This window comes from Pantoea sp. JV6 (assembly GCF_025910055.1).
In the GTDB taxonomy this organism is placed as follows: Bacteria; Pseudomonadota; Gammaproteobacteria; order Enterobacterales; family Enterobacteriaceae; genus Pantoea; species Pantoea agglomerans.
Window position 1 is genome coordinate 688,008 of the sequence record NZ_JAPCIM010000002.1, and the last position, 13,771, is coordinate 701,778.

14 protein-coding genes are annotated in these 13,771 nt (G+C 55.4%); 8 read left to right on the forward strand and 6 right to left on the reverse strand.

The features are described 5' to 3' along the window. Positions 1 to 80 precede the first annotated feature (80 nt). From proQ to htpX, 3 genes are all read left to right on the forward strand, one after another. A complete protein-coding gene (gene proQ, locus OK412_RS03830; RefSeq protein WP_010258776.1) occupies positions 81 to 782 on the forward strand; it encodes an RNA chaperone ProQ in 702 nt (233 codons plus the stop codon). Between the two features lie 19 nt (positions 783 to 801). Continuing rightward, positions 802 to 2,841, forward strand: coding sequence for a carboxy terminal-processing peptidase (gene prc / locus OK412_RS03835; protein ID WP_264352706.1), 2,040 nt, complete (start codon positions 802 to 804; stop codon positions 2,839 to 2,841). A gap of 244 nt (positions 2,842 to 3,085) precedes the next feature. Further along, positions 3,086 to 3,967, forward strand: a complete 882-nt coding sequence (gene htpX / locus OK412_RS03840; RefSeq protein ID WP_003852678.1) for a protease HtpX — start codon at positions 3,086 to 3,088, stop codon at positions 3,965 to 3,967. Between the two features lie 626 nt (positions 3,968 to 4,593). Here the strand turns inward: htpX and OK412_RS03845 are convergent. Then, complete coding sequence (locus OK412_RS03845; protein WP_223563854.1) at positions 4,594 to 5,964, reverse strand: MFS transporter; 1,371 nt, start codon at positions 5,962 to 5,964, stop codon at positions 4,594 to 4,596. 187 nt (positions 5,965 to 6,151) lie between these two features. On the opposite strand from OK412_RS03845, the gene kdgR reads away from it, so the two are divergent. After that, entirely contained in the window at positions 6,152 to 6,943 is a 792-nt protein-coding gene (gene kdgR / locus OK412_RS03850) for a DNA-binding transcriptional regulator KdgR (protein ID WP_010670769.1), read from the forward strand. Between the two features lie 30 nt (positions 6,944 to 6,973). Here the strand turns inward: kdgR and OK412_RS03855 are convergent, their stop codons facing one another. Next, on the reverse strand, positions 6,974 to 7,210 hold the full coding sequence (locus OK412_RS03855) for a YobH family protein (RefSeq protein WP_010258788.1): 237 nt from the start codon (positions 7,208 to 7,210) through the stop codon (positions 6,974 to 6,976). 212 nt (positions 7,211 to 7,422) lie between these two features. On the opposite strand from OK412_RS03855, the gene OK412_RS03860 reads away from it, so the two are divergent. The 4 genes from OK412_RS03860 (at position 7,423) to rlmA (ending at position 10,537) form a co-directional block, all read left to right on the forward strand. Continuing rightward, entirely contained in the window at positions 7,423 to 7,695 is a 273-nt protein-coding gene (locus OK412_RS03860; RefSeq protein WP_010258793.1) for a YebO family protein, read from the forward strand. Positions 7,696 to 7,713: 18 nt separating this feature from the next. Beyond that, positions 7,714 to 8,724, forward strand: coding sequence for an MBL fold metallo-hydrolase (locus OK412_RS03865; RefSeq protein WP_264352707.1), 1,011 nt, complete (start codon positions 7,714 to 7,716; stop codon positions 8,722 to 8,724). Positions 8,725 to 9,380: 656 nt separating this feature from the next. Further along, positions 9,381 to 9,590 (forward strand): transcription antiterminator/RNA stability regulator CspE, encoded by a 210-nt coding sequence (gene cspE / locus OK412_RS03870; RefSeq protein ID WP_003852684.1) that lies wholly within the window; start codon positions 9,381 to 9,383, stop codon positions 9,588 to 9,590. Between the two features lie 137 nt (positions 9,591 to 9,727). Further along, positions 9,728 to 10,537 carry a 23S rRNA (guanine(745)-N(1))-methyltransferase gene (gene rlmA / locus OK412_RS03875; RefSeq protein WP_264352708.1) on the forward strand — a complete coding sequence of 270 codons (810 nt, stop codon included), beginning with the start codon at positions 9,728 to 9,730 and terminating at the stop codon, positions 10,535 to 10,537. Here rlmA and OK412_RS03880 read toward each other — a convergent pair. From OK412_RS03880 to manX, 4 genes are all read right to left on the reverse strand, one after another. Continuing rightward, complete coding sequence (locus OK412_RS03880) at positions 10,534 to 10,992, reverse strand: DUF986 family protein (protein WP_022625541.1); 459 nt, start codon at positions 10,990 to 10,992, stop codon at positions 10,534 to 10,536. The genes rlmA and OK412_RS03880 overlap by 4 nt on opposite strands. Before the next feature lie 91 nt (positions 10,993 to 11,083). Then, the gene (locus OK412_RS03885; protein ID WP_031591381.1) at positions 11,084 to 11,929 is read right to left on the reverse strand and encodes a PTS mannose transporter subunit IID; all 846 of its coding nucleotides are present in this window, start codon (positions 11,927 to 11,929) and stop codon (positions 11,084 to 11,086) included. A 15-nt stretch (positions 11,930 to 11,944) separates the two neighbouring features. Continuing rightward, entirely contained in the window at positions 11,945 to 12,745 is an 801-nt protein-coding gene (locus OK412_RS03890) for a PTS mannose/fructose/sorbose transporter subunit IIC (protein ID WP_010670765.1), read from the reverse strand. A gap of 63 nt (positions 12,746 to 12,808) precedes the next feature. After that, positions 12,809 to 13,771: a PTS mannose transporter subunit IIAB gene (gene manX, locus OK412_RS03895; protein WP_010260527.1), complete on the reverse strand. Its 963-nt coding sequence runs from the start codon at positions 13,769 to 13,771 to the stop codon at positions 12,809 to 12,811.

The following is a 13,771-nucleotide window of genomic DNA, read 5'->3' on the forward strand; positions in this document are numbered from 1 at the left end:
GCATTTAGCGATGTTGTCATTATAATGTCGCCTGTTCATGCCTGCGCTGGTCGGCAAACCCGTTGTAATCAGGAAATTTCATGGAAAATCAACCTAAGTTGAATAGCAGTAAAGAAGTCATCACTTTTCTGGCGGAGCGCTTTCCGCACTGCTTTAGCGCTGAAGGTGAAGCGCGTCCGCTCAAAATCGGTATCTTTCAGGATCTGGTCGAGCGTGTTCAGGGCGAAATGGGTCTGAGCAAAACACAGCTGCGTTCCGCGCTGCGTCTCTATACGTCAAGCTGGCGTTATCTGTACGGCATCAAAGCCGGTGCTATCCGTGTCGATCTCGACGGTAACGCCTGTGGCGTGCTGGATGAGCAACACGTTGAGCATGCACGTAAGCAGCTGGAAGAAGCGAAAGCACGCGTCCAGGCGCAGCGTGACCAGCAGCGCGCCGCGCGTCGTGAAGCAGGCGAAAGCGAAGAGGGCGCGGCACCGCGTCGTCCACGCAAGCCCGCGGCACGTAAGCCTGCAGAAGGCGAAGCCGCGCGTAAACCGCGTCCGCAGACCACTGCACCGCGTGCGACCGCCTCACAGCATCGCAAGCCAGCCCCACGTCCGGAGCAGGAAGCCCGACCCATCACTGATACCTCAACTTTGCAACCCGGCCAGAGTATTAAAGTTAAAGCAGGCAAAAGTGCGATGGACGCTACCGTTCTTGAAGTATCAAAAGACGGCGTTCGGGTCCAGCTCGCTTCCGGCATGGCAATGATTGTGCGCGCAGAACACTTGCAGTTCTGAAACGGAGGCTAACCCCGGCATGAACACCCTTTTTAAAGTTGGACTTATTGCGGGCCTGCTATTAGCAGGCCCAACCTTCGGCGCGGAGAACATTACCCGCGCCGATCAGATTCCCCAGCTTCACGAAGATCCGCAGGATCCGACGGTCAGTGAGCGCGTAACCTCGCGCTTTACCCGTTCCCACTATCGCCAGTTCGACCTGGATCAGAACTTTTCAGCGAAAATTTTTGATCGCTATCTGAACATGCTCGACTACAGCCACAATGTGCTGCTGGCGTCAGATGTGGCGCAGTTTGCCAGCAAAAAAACCACCGTCGGCGATGAGCTGCGCAGTGGCAAGCTGGATCTCTTTTACGATATTTATAATCTGGCGCAGAAACGCCGTTTTGAGCGCTATCAATATGCGCTGACGGTGCTGGCTCGTCCGATGAATTTCAGCGGCAATGACACTATCGACATTGACCGCGCGAAAGCACCCTGGCCGAAAGATCAGTCTGAACTGAATGCGCTGTGGGATGCCAAGGTCAAATATGATCAGCTGAGTCTGAAGCTGGCGGGCAAAGATGATAACGAGATCCGCGACGTTCTGACCAAGCGTTATAACTTCGCTATCCGTCGTCTGGCCCAGAGCAACGGTGAAGATGTTTTCCAGCTGGTGATGAACGCTTTTGCCCGCGAAATCGATCCGCACACCAGCTATCTGTCGCCGCGTAACACCGAGCAGTTCAACACCGAGATGAGCCTGTCACTGGAAGGCATCGGTGCGGTTCTGCAGATGGATGACGACTATACGGTGATCAACTCGATGGTCGCAGGCGGCCCGGCCGCGAAGAGCAAAGCCATTACCGTTGGCGATCGCATCGTCGGTGTGGGTCAGCCAGGCAAGCCGATGGAAGATGTGATCGGCTGGCGTCTGGATGATGTCGTGGCAAAAATTAAAGGACCTAAGGGCAGCAAAGTGCGCCTGGAAGTTCTGCCAGCCGGTAAGGGTACCAAAACCCGTACTGTGACGCTGACGCGTGAGAAAATCCGTCTGGAAGATCGCGCGGTTAAATTGACCGTCAAAAATGTCGGCAAGCAGAAAGTGGGCGTGCTCGATATTCCTGGTTTCTATGTCGGCCTCACCGACGACGTGAAAGTACAGCTGCAGAAACTGCAGAAACAGAACGTCGACAGTGTGGTGATCGATCTGCGTACCAACGGCGGCGGCGCGCTGACCGAAGCAGTCTCGCTTTCCGGTCTGTTTATTCCGAGTGGTCCGGTGGTTCAGGTACGCGACAACAATGGTCGGGTTCGTGAAGACAGCGATAACGACGGCGTTGTCTACTACAAAGGACCGCTGGTGGTGCTGGTCGATCGCTTCAGCGCCTCAGCTTCTGAGATCTTTGCTGCCGCGATGCAGGATTACGGTCGCGCGGTGATTGTTGGCGAGCCAACCTTTGGTAAAGGCACCGTTCAGCAGTATCGCTCTCTGAACCGCATTTACGATCAGATGCTGCGTCCGGAGTGGCCTGCGTTAGGCTCCGTTTCTTACACCATTCAGAAGTTCTATCGCATTAACGGCGGCAGTACACAGCGTAAAGGCGTCACGCCGGATCTGCTGATGCCAACCGGCGTTGAAGCGGCTGAAACCGGTGAGAAATTTGAAGATAACGCACTGCCGTGGGACAGCATCAAAGCAGCGACCTATGTCAAAACCGGTGATGTGAAACCGCTGGTGGTGCAGCTGACTAAGCAGCATGCTGACCGCATTGCTCAGGATCGCGAGTTCCAGTACATCATGAAGGACATTGCCCGTTACAATGCCCTGAAAGATAAGCGCAACATCGTGTCGCTTAATCTTGCTCAGCGCGAGAAAGAGAACCACGAAGATGATGCGTCTCGTCTGGAGCGGATCAACGCGCGCTATCAGGCCGAAGGCAAAAAACCGCTGAAAAATCTGGATGAGTTGCCGAAAGATTATAAAGAGCCGGATCCCTATCTTGATGAGACGGTGAAGATCGCTAACGATCTTGCGCAGCTGGAGAAATCCCAGCCAGAGGCGCCAGCGGCTAAATAATCCGCTGTTGCCAGAAAAAGCACCGCTCAGCGGTGCTTTTTTTTGTACTCAGAAAAGTTTCCAGTAAGCAATGATTAGCGCTGGTGAAGGTGCCTGAAGACTGGGCTCCTCATCAGGCGTGTCAGAATGTAAAGTTATGTCTTTTTAGGCACTTAAACGTTAAGGTTGCTTGAAAAGCAGCCCAATGCCCATAGGATATGGATCCGCGTATAGGCGCGTGAACTACTGAGGAAGATTAACAAAAATGATGCGTATTGCTCTTTTCCTGATGACCAACCTGGCTGTGATGTTGGTATTCGGGCTGATTCTCAGCCTGACAGGGATCCAGTCAAGCAGTGTTCAGGGCCTGATGATCATGGCAGGCCTGTTTGGCTTCGGCGGTGCGTTTGTTTCACTGCTGATGTCGAAGTGGATGGCACTGCGATCGGTTGGCGGTGAAGTGATTGAACAGCCACGCAACGAAACCGAGCGCTGGCTGGTGGATACAATTGGCCGTCAGGCACAGCAGGCGGGTATTGCGATGCCACAGGTGGCGATCTATCACGCACCTGACATCAACGCCTTTGCGACTGGCGCACGGCGTAACGCCTCACTGGTTGCTGTCTCAACCGGTCTGCTGCAGAACATGAGCCGTGATGAAGCGGAAGCGGTGCTGGCACACGAAGTGTCACACATCGCCAACGGCGACATGATCACCATGACGCTGATCCAGGGTGTGGTGAACACCTTTGTGATTTTCGTTTCACGTATTCTGGCGCAGATCGCGGCGGGCTTTATGTCCGGCAACCGCGATGGTGAGGAGAGCAGCAACGGCAACCCGCTGGTCTACTTTGCGGTGTCGATGGTGCTGGAACTGGTGTTTGGTATTCTAGCCAGCATCATCACCATGTGGTTCTCGCGTCACCGTGAGTTCCATGCCGATGCCGGTTCAGCGAAGCTGGTAGGTCGTGAGAAGATGATTGCGGCGTTACAGCGCCTGAAAACCAGCTACGAACCGCAGGAGCCGAGCAGCATGATGGCGTTCTGTATCAACGGTAAGGGCAAATCGTTCAGCGAGCTGTTTATGTCGCATCCGCCGTTAGATAAGCGTATTGAAGCACTGCGCAGCGGTCAGTATCTGAAGTAGCCTTAAGCAGAGCAGAAAAGGCGACCCTGGGTCTGATGCTGGTCAGTTAAGATTAGATTTGTAAAGGCTGTCACGGTCAAACGTGGCAGCTTTTTTTATGGGCGAACGAGCCTCAGTGCGGGCCAGCGCACCTCTGCTGCTGCCGGGCCGTCCTCGCGCCGCTCACGCGGTACCTTCGGCTTTGACGTCGTGCCGACGAACCGTTCGGGGATCGGCCCTCCCTGGCCGGCCCCGAACTGTCCACGCTTCCCGGCGTGGACTTCTGGCCCACCGTCACGCCTCAGCGCTGCGGATAGCCCTTTCAGCAGCAGAGGCGCTCAGGCTTCCACTCTCGTGCCCTTTTTAACAATACACACTGAAGTTTCAGAGCAGGCTGGTGCCGGGCAGGAGCAGGCAATCCGCAGCGCTGAACAGAATGAGTCTGCCAGGAGAGCCCGCAGGACGCGGGCGAAAGGCGGGGCGGCACAGGATGTGCCATCCCCGGCGGTCCGTCAGGCAGAGGAATGACGTGAAGGAACCGCGCAGCGGCGCGAGGACCGCCAGCCCCTGCACGGTGCCAGACTGCGTTATCACCTGTCGCTTAACTGACTGGCATTAACCCTGTGTCGCCTTTTCTGTTTCTGCCATCAGGCGCGGGTCTGCGTCATCCGCGACACACTGACCAGTGCGGCCACGGCGGCAAAGCTGCCCGCCAGCAGCAGCGAAGCGTGCGTCCCGCGTTCATCAAACAGATTAAACATCAGCGCGACCAGCGCGGCACCCATACTCTGGCCCAGCAGGCGCGCGGTGCCCAGCATGCCGCTGGCGCCGCCGCTGCGATGACGCGGAGCGGAAGTGACAATAGTGTGGTTGTTGGGTGACTGAAACAGCCCAAAACCGGCACCGCAGAGCATCATGCGCCAGATTATATCGCCATCACCCGGGTTAGCCGGAAGCCAGGCGAGCAGAAACAGCCCCAGGGCGAACATGGCCAGCCCGATGCCGCCCAGCAGCCCGGCATGCACCCGTTCAATCAGCCGGCCGGCAATCGGCGCAAACACCATGGTTGCCAGCGGCCAGGGCGTCAGCAGTAAACCGGTTGCCACCTCATCACGCTGCAGGACGTTTTGCAGAAAGAAGGGCAGCGACACCATCGCCAGCATCTGCGCGCAGAACGAACAGACCGACGTTCCCATCGACAGGCTGAAAATCGGGATACGCAGCAGATCAACCGGCAGCAGCGGCACCGCCATGTTTAACTGACGACGAATAAAGAACCAGCCCACAACCAGCAGAGCAATGACCTCCGACAGCACCAGCAGATGACTCTGTCCCTGTGCAAACCCGCTCAGCGCAGAGATGATCAGACCAAAGAACAGGGCGTTCATGATCGCGCTGGGAACATCAAATTTCTGCACCGTCGCTTTCTGCGGATTATCAGGCAGCGTGCGCAGCGCCAGCCAGAGCGCAATGGCACCCAGCGGGACGTTAATCAGAAACAGCCACTTCCAGCTTGCCACCGAAAGAATCGCTGCGGCAACCGTCGGGCCTGCCGCGGTTGAAACCGCCACGACCAGCGAGTTGATTGCCATGCCGCGTCCCAGATGACGCTGCGGATAGATAATGCGTATCAGCGCGGTATTCACACTCATCAGCGCTGCACCTCCTAATCCCTGCAGCACGCGGGCGAAAGTCAGCATGGTCAGGGTGGTGGAGAAAGCGCAGAACAGCGAAGTGGCAATAAACAGCGCCAGGCCCGCCTGATAGACGCGGCGATAACCCAGCATGTCGCCCAGAAATGAGAGCGACAGCAGCGAGACGATAATCGCAATCTGATAGGCGTTCACTATCCAGATCGACTGCGCCGGGCTGGCATTCAGTTCGCGCGAGATAGTGGGCAGGGCGACATTGGCTATCGCGCCATCCAGCACCGCCATGGTCAGACCCAGCGCGATGGTGACGATTGCCATATAGCGCTGACGCGCGGGTAATCCATCCTGAGGAGGGGAGAGTGTCATAAGTTAATTACTAAAGAGGGTGAATATCATCATGCTAATGAAATTAACGCTGAAATGCAGCGATCGGACGGAGAAAAAACTGTCTTTAAATATGACGTAATGGTTAAAGCATTGCTGCCTTCGTATGCCTCACTCTATACTGACAGTCCGTTCCATTTTTTTTGAAACAGGTTTAACAAGGTGCGCGATGTCCTCTGCTGAAAATGATAAACAGCCCGATTCCGTCTCTTCGGTACTTAAAGTGTTCGGCATTCTGCAGGCGCTGGGTGAAGAGCGCGATCACGGTATTACTGAGCTCGCGCAGCGCGTGATGATGTCAAAAAGCACCGTTTACCGTTTCCTGCAGACCATGAAGTCGCTGGGTTATGTCACGCAGGAAGGTGAGAGCGAGAAGTACTCACTGACACTGAAGCTGTTTGAACTGGGCGCTAAAGCGCTGCAGAACGTCGATTTAATCCGCAGTGCGGATGTGCAGATGCGTGAGCTTTCGCGTCTGACCAAAGAGACCATTCATCTGGGGGCGCTGGAAGAGGACAGTATTGTCTACATCCACAAAATCGACTCCCTCTACAACCTGCGTATGTATTCGCGCATTGGCCGTCGTAATCCGCTGCATACCACCGCGATTGGAAAAGTTCTGCTCGCCTGGCGCGATCGCAGCGAAGTTGAGGAGATCCTGCGGGATGTCGAATTCAAACGGAGCACGGCCAATACGCTGTTAAGCGCGGAGGCGTTGATTACGGCGCTGGATCAGGTAAGAACGCAGGGCTATGGTGAAGATAACGAAGAGCAGGAAGAGGGTTTACGCTGCCTTGCCGTGCCGGTATTTGACCGTTTTGGCGTGGTGATTGCGGGACTGAGTATCTCTTTTCCCACCATTCGCTTTTCAGAAGATGCCCGTCAGGATTACGTGGCCATGCTGCATCGGGCGGCGCGTACGCTCTCCTCGGAGATGGGCTATCACGACTATCCGTTCTGAAAACAGCGGGCCATGTGGCCCGCTGTTTTGTTAATTATCGATCACTTCTCCGCTTTTCTTCAGCAACGGACAATCAGTCACGCCCACCACGCCACTGTCAGTATGCAGATACTGCGCACTGATCACACCGCGAGCGGTCAGATAGCTGCACTGCAGGCCAAGGCCGGCTGCATTTTTAGTACTGCCGGTTAATACGCCATAGCCGGTAAACAGCATCGCCAGCCAGATCACCGCCAGCAAGCCTACCGTACGAATAAACAGTTTCATTATGTCTCCTTGTGAAAGATAACTCAGCGCTCCACCTGGTGCCGCCGGTTATGATGATATCAGCATGCCTCGCTTTTCTGGTGGGATCGATCAGAGATAACTGAAACGGCAAATTCTGCATTGATGTTAACCCCATTATCTTTTGCGATGGCGACAGGTAGAATGGGCGGTTGCCATGTTCTGGCGTTTCCACTGAGTTTTACGAGGCAGTTATGAATGAGTTAGCCGCAAATTCGGGCCCACTGGTCAGCTATGGCTTGCTGGTCATTATTTTAATTGTGGCGTTTATCGCCTGGTTCTTTGTCAACCGCGCCAGTGTGCGCGCCGGTGAGCAAATCCGTTTACTGGAGTCTTTGCTGGAAGAGCAGAAGAAACAGAATCAGCTGCTGCGCCGTCTGATTGAGATGCAGCCAGGGGCAGAGAGTAAAAAAACCGATGACGATCGCGAGAAACGCGACTTTATCCGGTTGATTCCGGAACGATAATCACAGCAGTGAGGCGGGATGGTCTGGAAAAATCCGTGGTATGACAGCAGCAAAGCGCATCACACGCCCGAGGGATTCTGCAATCCTGAACCGGAACGGCGCAAGCCGGGCGATCTGCAGCGCTGGCGCAGGGAGCGCAAATCACAGGGGCTGCCGCTGCCACCGCAGCAGGGCTACAGGGCTTTCACCGAACAGTGGTGGCAGCACGCTGATATCAGCGGCAGTGACGATCGCATCTGGTGGCTGGGTCATGCCGCCGTGCTGCTGCGGCTGAACCAGCAATATATCCTGATCGATCCCGCACTCTCGTCACGCGCCTCACCACTCTCTTTTGCCGGGCCGCAGCGAAAAACGCCCGCACCGCTTAGCATCGCTGATCTGCCGCGTCTGGATGTCGTGCTTATTTCACATAACCATTACGATCATCTTGATCGGCCGACGGTTAAAGCGATCGTCCGGCGTTTTCCGCAGGCGACCTTCATTGTGCCGCTGGGCCTGGAAAAATGGTGCAGGGCGCGGGGCGTGAAACAGGTCCATCAGCTCGACTGGTGGCAACAGTTTACTGTCGGCGACCTCTGTTTTGATGCGGTGCCGGCACGTCACTGGAGTATGCGAACGCCGCGCGATCGAAACCGTTCGCTCTGGTGCGGCTGGGTCGTGCGTTCTGCCTCCGTGCGCTTCTGGTTCTCGGGCGACAGCGGCTACAGCGATAGCCTGCCGGAGATTGCGGCCCGACTTGGCCCGTTCAGCCTGGCGGCTTTGCCGATTGGCGCTTATGCACCTGAATGGTTCATGGCGGGCCAACATATGAATCCCGATCAGGCGGTGGCGCTATGGCAGGCAGCAGGCAAGCCGCTGACGCTGCCCATCCACTGGGGCGTGTTCGAACTGGCCGATGAGTCGCTGGATGCACCACCCAAAGAACTGGCGGATGCGCTGCTGCGGGCAAACGAGCAAAAGGGCGGTTTCGAACCGTGGCGAATAGGCGAAAGCCGCGGGCTGAATAAGGATACCCAGGAATTATCCTAAAACCTCAGAGATAAACAAAGGCCCGATTTTTATTATCTGATATCAATTTTTCAAATCAAAAGTTAAATTCTTAATAAGTAAAATCGGGCTCAATGCTTTTATTTGGAGCAGGACGACTGTCTGGCTCCTGCTTTTGGTGCAAAAAAAGTGTTATCTGTACGAAATAAAAGGCGCTGTACAGGATTGAAGCCGGATTATTGATATTTTCAACTTTTCGCGCTTCGCTTATTCATTCTGTTATTGCCATATTTGTGAAATATTAATTTCTTATGGTATCCATTGGGTTAGACCCGGCAACAGAGGCCGGAGAGGGGTCTGGCCAGAGAGCGGGCTTAATTTGCATCGGCATTTGTAAACGCCACAGAACAGGCAATGTGAGCCTTCTGGCAATTATGTGCGCAGGCTGGCTGAGGCCCTTAAAAATGGCTTGCCATTGTTTTTAGGATATGTGATAACAAATCCTGAGTTAAACGAGGTACAGTTCTGTTTATGCATGGCATCTTCTGTAAAGAAGTCTGTAAAGAAGAACGAGTAAAGACGTTGACGTTGAATACCGCTTCCTTGCCGAACCTTAATTAGTGCCTCATGCAGTAATGTCTCTGGTTTTTCTGTAAGACAGCCTTCGGGCTAAATAAACATCTAAAGGAATTTGCAAAATGGCAAAGATTAAAGGTCAGGTTAAGTGGTTCAACGAGTCTAAAGGTTTTGGTTTTATCACCCCTGCTGACGGTAGCAAAGATGTGTTCGTACACTTCTCCGCTATTCAGGGCAATGGTTTCAAAACCCTGGCTGAAGGCCAGAGCGTTGAGTTCGAAATTCAGGACGGCCAGAAAGGCCCGGCAGCCGTTAACGTTACGGCTATCTGATTCAACTCCGCCTCGGTGCATTGCACCCTGACATGAAATCTCAAAGCCCTGGCTTCTCAGCCGGGGCTTTCTTTATGCTTCCGATGCGTAAACGTTAAGGTTACACTGCGCCGCGTTATCTGATGCCGGAGCACCCTATGTCCCTGATTTGCCCTCTTTGTCACTCTCCTCTCGCCTTTACTTCGCGCAGCTGGTGCTGCGAGAATCGCCATCAGTTTGACCAGGCGAAAGAAGGGTATGTCAATCTGCTGCCCGTTCAGCATAAACGGTCGCGTGAACCGGGTGACAGTGCAGAGATGATGCAGGCACGACGCGAATTTCTTGAGGCAGGCTACTACCAGCCGCTGCGTGATCGGGTCGTCAGCCTGCTTGCGCCCGCGCTGAGCCAGCCGGAGTGCAAAATCCTGGATATCGGCTGTGGCGAAGGTTACTACACCGCCGCACTGGCTGACGCAGCAGGCGAGGATGGGCAGGTCTATGGGCTGGATGTCGCCAGAATGGCGATCCGGCTGGCAGCAAAGCGCTATCCGGCGGTACGCTTCTGCGTCGCCTCCAGCCAGCGCTTACCCTTTGCCGATCACGCGCTGGATGCGGTTGTCCGAATCTACGCACCCTGCAATGAAGCGGAACTGGCGCGCGTGCTGAAGCCGGGTGGCCTGGTACTGACCGTGACACCGGGCCCGCATCATCTGCAGCAGTTCAAGGCGCTGATTTACCGCGAAGTGCAGTTGCATGTGCCGGAGCAGAAAGCGTATCCCGGATTCCATCAGGTGGCGCAGCATGCGCTGCGTTACCCGATGGCATTAACCGGCACAGCCGCGACGACCCTGCTTCAGATGACGCCGTTCGCCTGGCGGGCGCGTGAAGAGGTCTGGCAGACCCTGCAGCAGAGCGAGCAGTTCAGCTGCGACGCAGACTTTACCCTGACTGTGTGGCAGCGCGACTAGCGCGCCTCGACCAGGGTGTTATAGATGCGCTCCAGATCGTCGAGTTGCTGCACCGCGATCAGCAGCCGACGCTGTTCCAGCTGAATCACCAGAATGCCATCCTCAGAGAGATTCATGCCCTGAATTCGCCGGTAATCGATCCAGACACCGGCGTAAAACAACCCCTCACTTTTCATCAGCAGCGTTGGCTTTCGCAGCCAGAATAACCAGAACGCCAGAAAACTCAGCACCATCAGCAGTGAGGTGGTGAGCTGCGGGCCGTGATGGCTGACGTTGTTCCACAGCAGGATCAGCAGCAGGCCGATGAAAATCAGGCTATCCAGCTTATGCTGCCTGCGCAGCGCAACCCGTAAGCGGGTCGGGCCGTGGCGACGCGGCAGAATCGCCTCATGATAAATGGCAAACCCCATCAGGGCGGCAATACAACACGCAATCAGCGCATCGGTTAATGACATCACATCTACCTCAAACAGGGTGAGCTCAGCCGGTTGTGGCTCAGCTCACCACGCTTAAAAGCCGGGAGCACAGGCTCCCGGCCGGGTGAAATTACAGACCGAGCAGGCCGATCCAGTAACCAAAGATACCGATGGCAAAGAAGCCGACGATAATCCACAGCGCGTTCACTTTACGGCGTAACAGCCACATACAGCCAAAGGTCAGCAGCAGCGGCACCACGCCCGGCATCAGCTGATCGAGGATCGACTGTACGGTGGTGACGGTGGTTTTACCGGTCGAGTCGGTAATACGTGACACCACCAGCGGGATGTTTACGTGTGTCCACTTGTTGACCAGCGCCCCCATGACAAACAGGCCGAGAATCGACGCCCCCTCCGTGAGTTTCTGCAGGAAACCGCCGCCCATATCACTGACGATATCGATCCCTTTGCGATAGCCATAGGCCACGCCGTAGTAGCGGGTCAGCAGACGTGCCAGGTTAAACAGCACAAAGAAGAGCAGCGGACCCAGCAGACTGCCACTCATGGCGATACCGGCTCCCAGCGCGGCAAACACCGGACGCACCGTACCCCAGAAGATCGGGTCGCCGACACCGGCCAGCGGTCCCATCAGGCCGACTTTAAGGCCGTTAATCGCGCCATCGTCGATCGGGGCGCCGTTAGCACGCTGCTCTTCCATCGCCATAGTCACGCCCAGAACCGGCGCGGCCACATAAGGATGGGTATTAAAGAACTCCAGATGACGCTTGATCGCCTGCTTACGCTCATCATTGTTCTCAGGATAGAGACGGCGGATCACCGGCACCATTGAGAAGCAGAAGCCCAGCGCCTGCATGCGTTCAAAGTTCCATGAACCCTGGAACAGATTAGAGCGCAGAAAGACGGCGCGAACATCACCGGGTGTCAGTTTCTTTTCGACTTTCGTAATATCAACCATGTGCTCACCTGTTCCTTAATCGAGTTCGTTATCAAGATCGTTTGCGGTCGCAGCACCTGTTGGTGCTCCCGCCACACGGTTGTATTTCGGGCTGAGCTGAATGTAGAGCACCGCCATGACCACGCCAATGACGCCCAGCGCCACCAGGTTAAAGTTGGTGAAGGCTGCGGTGACGAAGCCCAGGTAAAAGAACGGCATCAGGTAGCCTGCGCGCATCATGTTGATGACCATCGCATAACCGACCACCACAATCATGCCACCGGCGATATTCAGGCCGTTGGTCACCACGTCCGGAATAGAGCTGAGTAAGGCGTGAACCGCACTGGTGCCGACCGAAATCGCCACAATCAGCGCCGGGATAGCGATACGCATCGCCTGTAACAGCAGGGCAGAGACGTGGATCCAGGAGATGGCCGTGAGGTTACCTTTCTCTGCGGCTTTGTCAGCCGCATGCTGGAAGGCGACGGTCAGCGTACGCACGATAATGGTCAGTACCTGTCCGGCGGCGGCCAACGGAATCGCCAGCGCAATACCGGCACCCACACTTTGACCGCCAGCGATAACCAGGATGGTCGAGATAATGGAGGCGAGGGCGGCATCAGGCGCAACGGCGGCACCGATGTTCATCCAGCCCAGCGCAATCATCTCCAGCGTACCGCCGATAATAATGCCGGTTTTCATATCACCCAGCACCATACCAATCAGGGTACAGGCCACCAGGGGACGGTGAAACTGGAACTCATCCAGAATCGACCCCATACCGGCAATACAGGCGACAATAAAAATCAAAATAATTTGTAGCGAGGTTATTTCCATCATACTTCTTGTCCTCAGCAGGATAACCAGGAGCCCGGAAACGCAGGCGCATAAGTGCTTCTGTTACGCGTTAACTTTCGCGATCAGATCCATCATTTTCAGTTTCTGGTCACTGGAAACTTTACGCACTTCCAGTTCAATATTGCGTTCATTGAGTTTGCGGAATGCGGCAATATCTTTTTCATCGACCGAGACCGCATTATTGACCTGAGTTTTCCCCTGGCGGAACGCCATACCGCCGATGTTGACGGTTTTAATATCGACACCCTGTTCCACCACGCGCAGTACATCGGTGGGGTTGGTAAACAGCAGCATCACGCGATCCTGACCATACTTCGGGTTATTCCACACCCGCACCATCTTATCGACATCCACCACATGGGCCGTGACGCCGGGCGGAGCAACCTGCGTCAGCAGAGTCTTGCGCACATGATCGTTGGCCACTTCATCGCTGACTACGATAATGCGCTGAACGTTGGTCTCTTTGGTCCAGCGCGTTGCCACCTGCCCATGAATCAGACGGTCATCAATGCGTGTCAGCCCGATTTTCATGTGGTCACCGGGCGCCATCGGCTTAGCCGGTTGCGCCGCAGCGGCCGGTTTTGCCGCAGCTGGCGCCGGCGCTTCTTCTTTGGCTTTCAGGGCTTTGACGCCTTCACGGCCGGTCTCCACCGCCACGGCGACCAGCTCGTCAAAACCGGGATTGTCATCGCGCGCCATCAGGGTTTCGACCAGCATCGGGATATTGACCCCGGCGATGACCTCATACTGCGGTTTGTCGACCACGATGCGACTGGCCGCATTAAACGGACTGCCACCCCAGGTATCAACTAAAAACAGGACTCCCTGCGTCGTATCAAGTTCTGCCAGTCGTGCCTGATATTTTTCAATCAGCGTTTCTGCATTTTCACCGGGGACAAAATCTATCCAGCCGACATTGTCCTGCTCGCCCAACAGCATTTCTGCTGTTTTCAGCAGTTGTTCCGCTGCCCAGCCGTGTGTACCAATTACTATCGCAATGGTCAC

What these genes read in the sequence shown, in the direction of transcription:
- cspE (WP_003852684.1), top strand. Translation starts at nt 9,381, where the DNA reads ATGGCAAAGATTAAAGGTCAGGTTAAGTGGTTCAACGAGTCTAAAGGT.
- OK412_RS03845 (WP_223563854.1), bottom strand. Translation starts at nt 5,964, where the DNA reads ATGACACTCTCCCCTCCTCAGGATGGATTACCCGCGCGTCAGCGCTAT.
- kdgR (WP_010670769.1), top strand. Translation starts at nt 6,152, where the DNA reads ATGTCCTCTGCTGAAAATGATAAACAGCCCGATTCCGTCTCTTCGGTA.
- OK412_RS03890 (WP_010670765.1), bottom strand. Translation starts at nt 12,745, where the DNA reads ATGGAAATAACCTCGCTACAAATTATTTTGATTTTTATTGTCGCCTGT.
- OK412_RS03880 (WP_022625541.1), bottom strand. Translation starts at nt 10,992, where the DNA reads ATGTCATTAACCGATGCGCTGATTGCGTGTTGTATTGCCGCCCTGATG.
- proQ (WP_010258776.1), top strand. Translation starts at nt 81, where the DNA reads ATGGAAAATCAACCTAAGTTGAATAGCAGTAAAGAAGTCATCACTTTT.
- OK412_RS03860 (WP_010258793.1), top strand. Translation starts at nt 7,423, where the DNA reads ATGAATGAGTTAGCCGCAAATTCGGGCCCACTGGTCAGCTATGGCTTG.
- rlmA (WP_264352708.1), top strand. Translation starts at nt 9,728, where the DNA reads ATGTCCCTGATTTGCCCTCTTTGTCACTCTCCTCTCGCCTTTACTTCG.
- htpX (WP_003852678.1), top strand. Translation starts at nt 3,086, where the DNA reads ATGATGCGTATTGCTCTTTTCCTGATGACCAACCTGGCTGTGATGTTG.
- prc (WP_264352706.1), top strand. Translation starts at nt 802, where the DNA reads ATGAACACCCTTTTTAAAGTTGGACTTATTGCGGGCCTGCTATTAGCA.
- OK412_RS03885 (WP_031591381.1), bottom strand. Translation starts at nt 11,929, where the DNA reads ATGGTTGATATTACGAAAGTCGAAAAGAAACTGACACCCGGTGATGTT.
- OK412_RS03855 (WP_010258788.1), bottom strand. Translation starts at nt 7,210, where the DNA reads ATGAAACTGTTTATTCGTACGGTAGGCTTGCTGGCGGTGATCTGGCTG.
- OK412_RS03865 (WP_264352707.1), top strand. Translation starts at nt 7,714, where the DNA reads ATGGTCTGGAAAAATCCGTGGTATGACAGCAGCAAAGCGCATCACACG.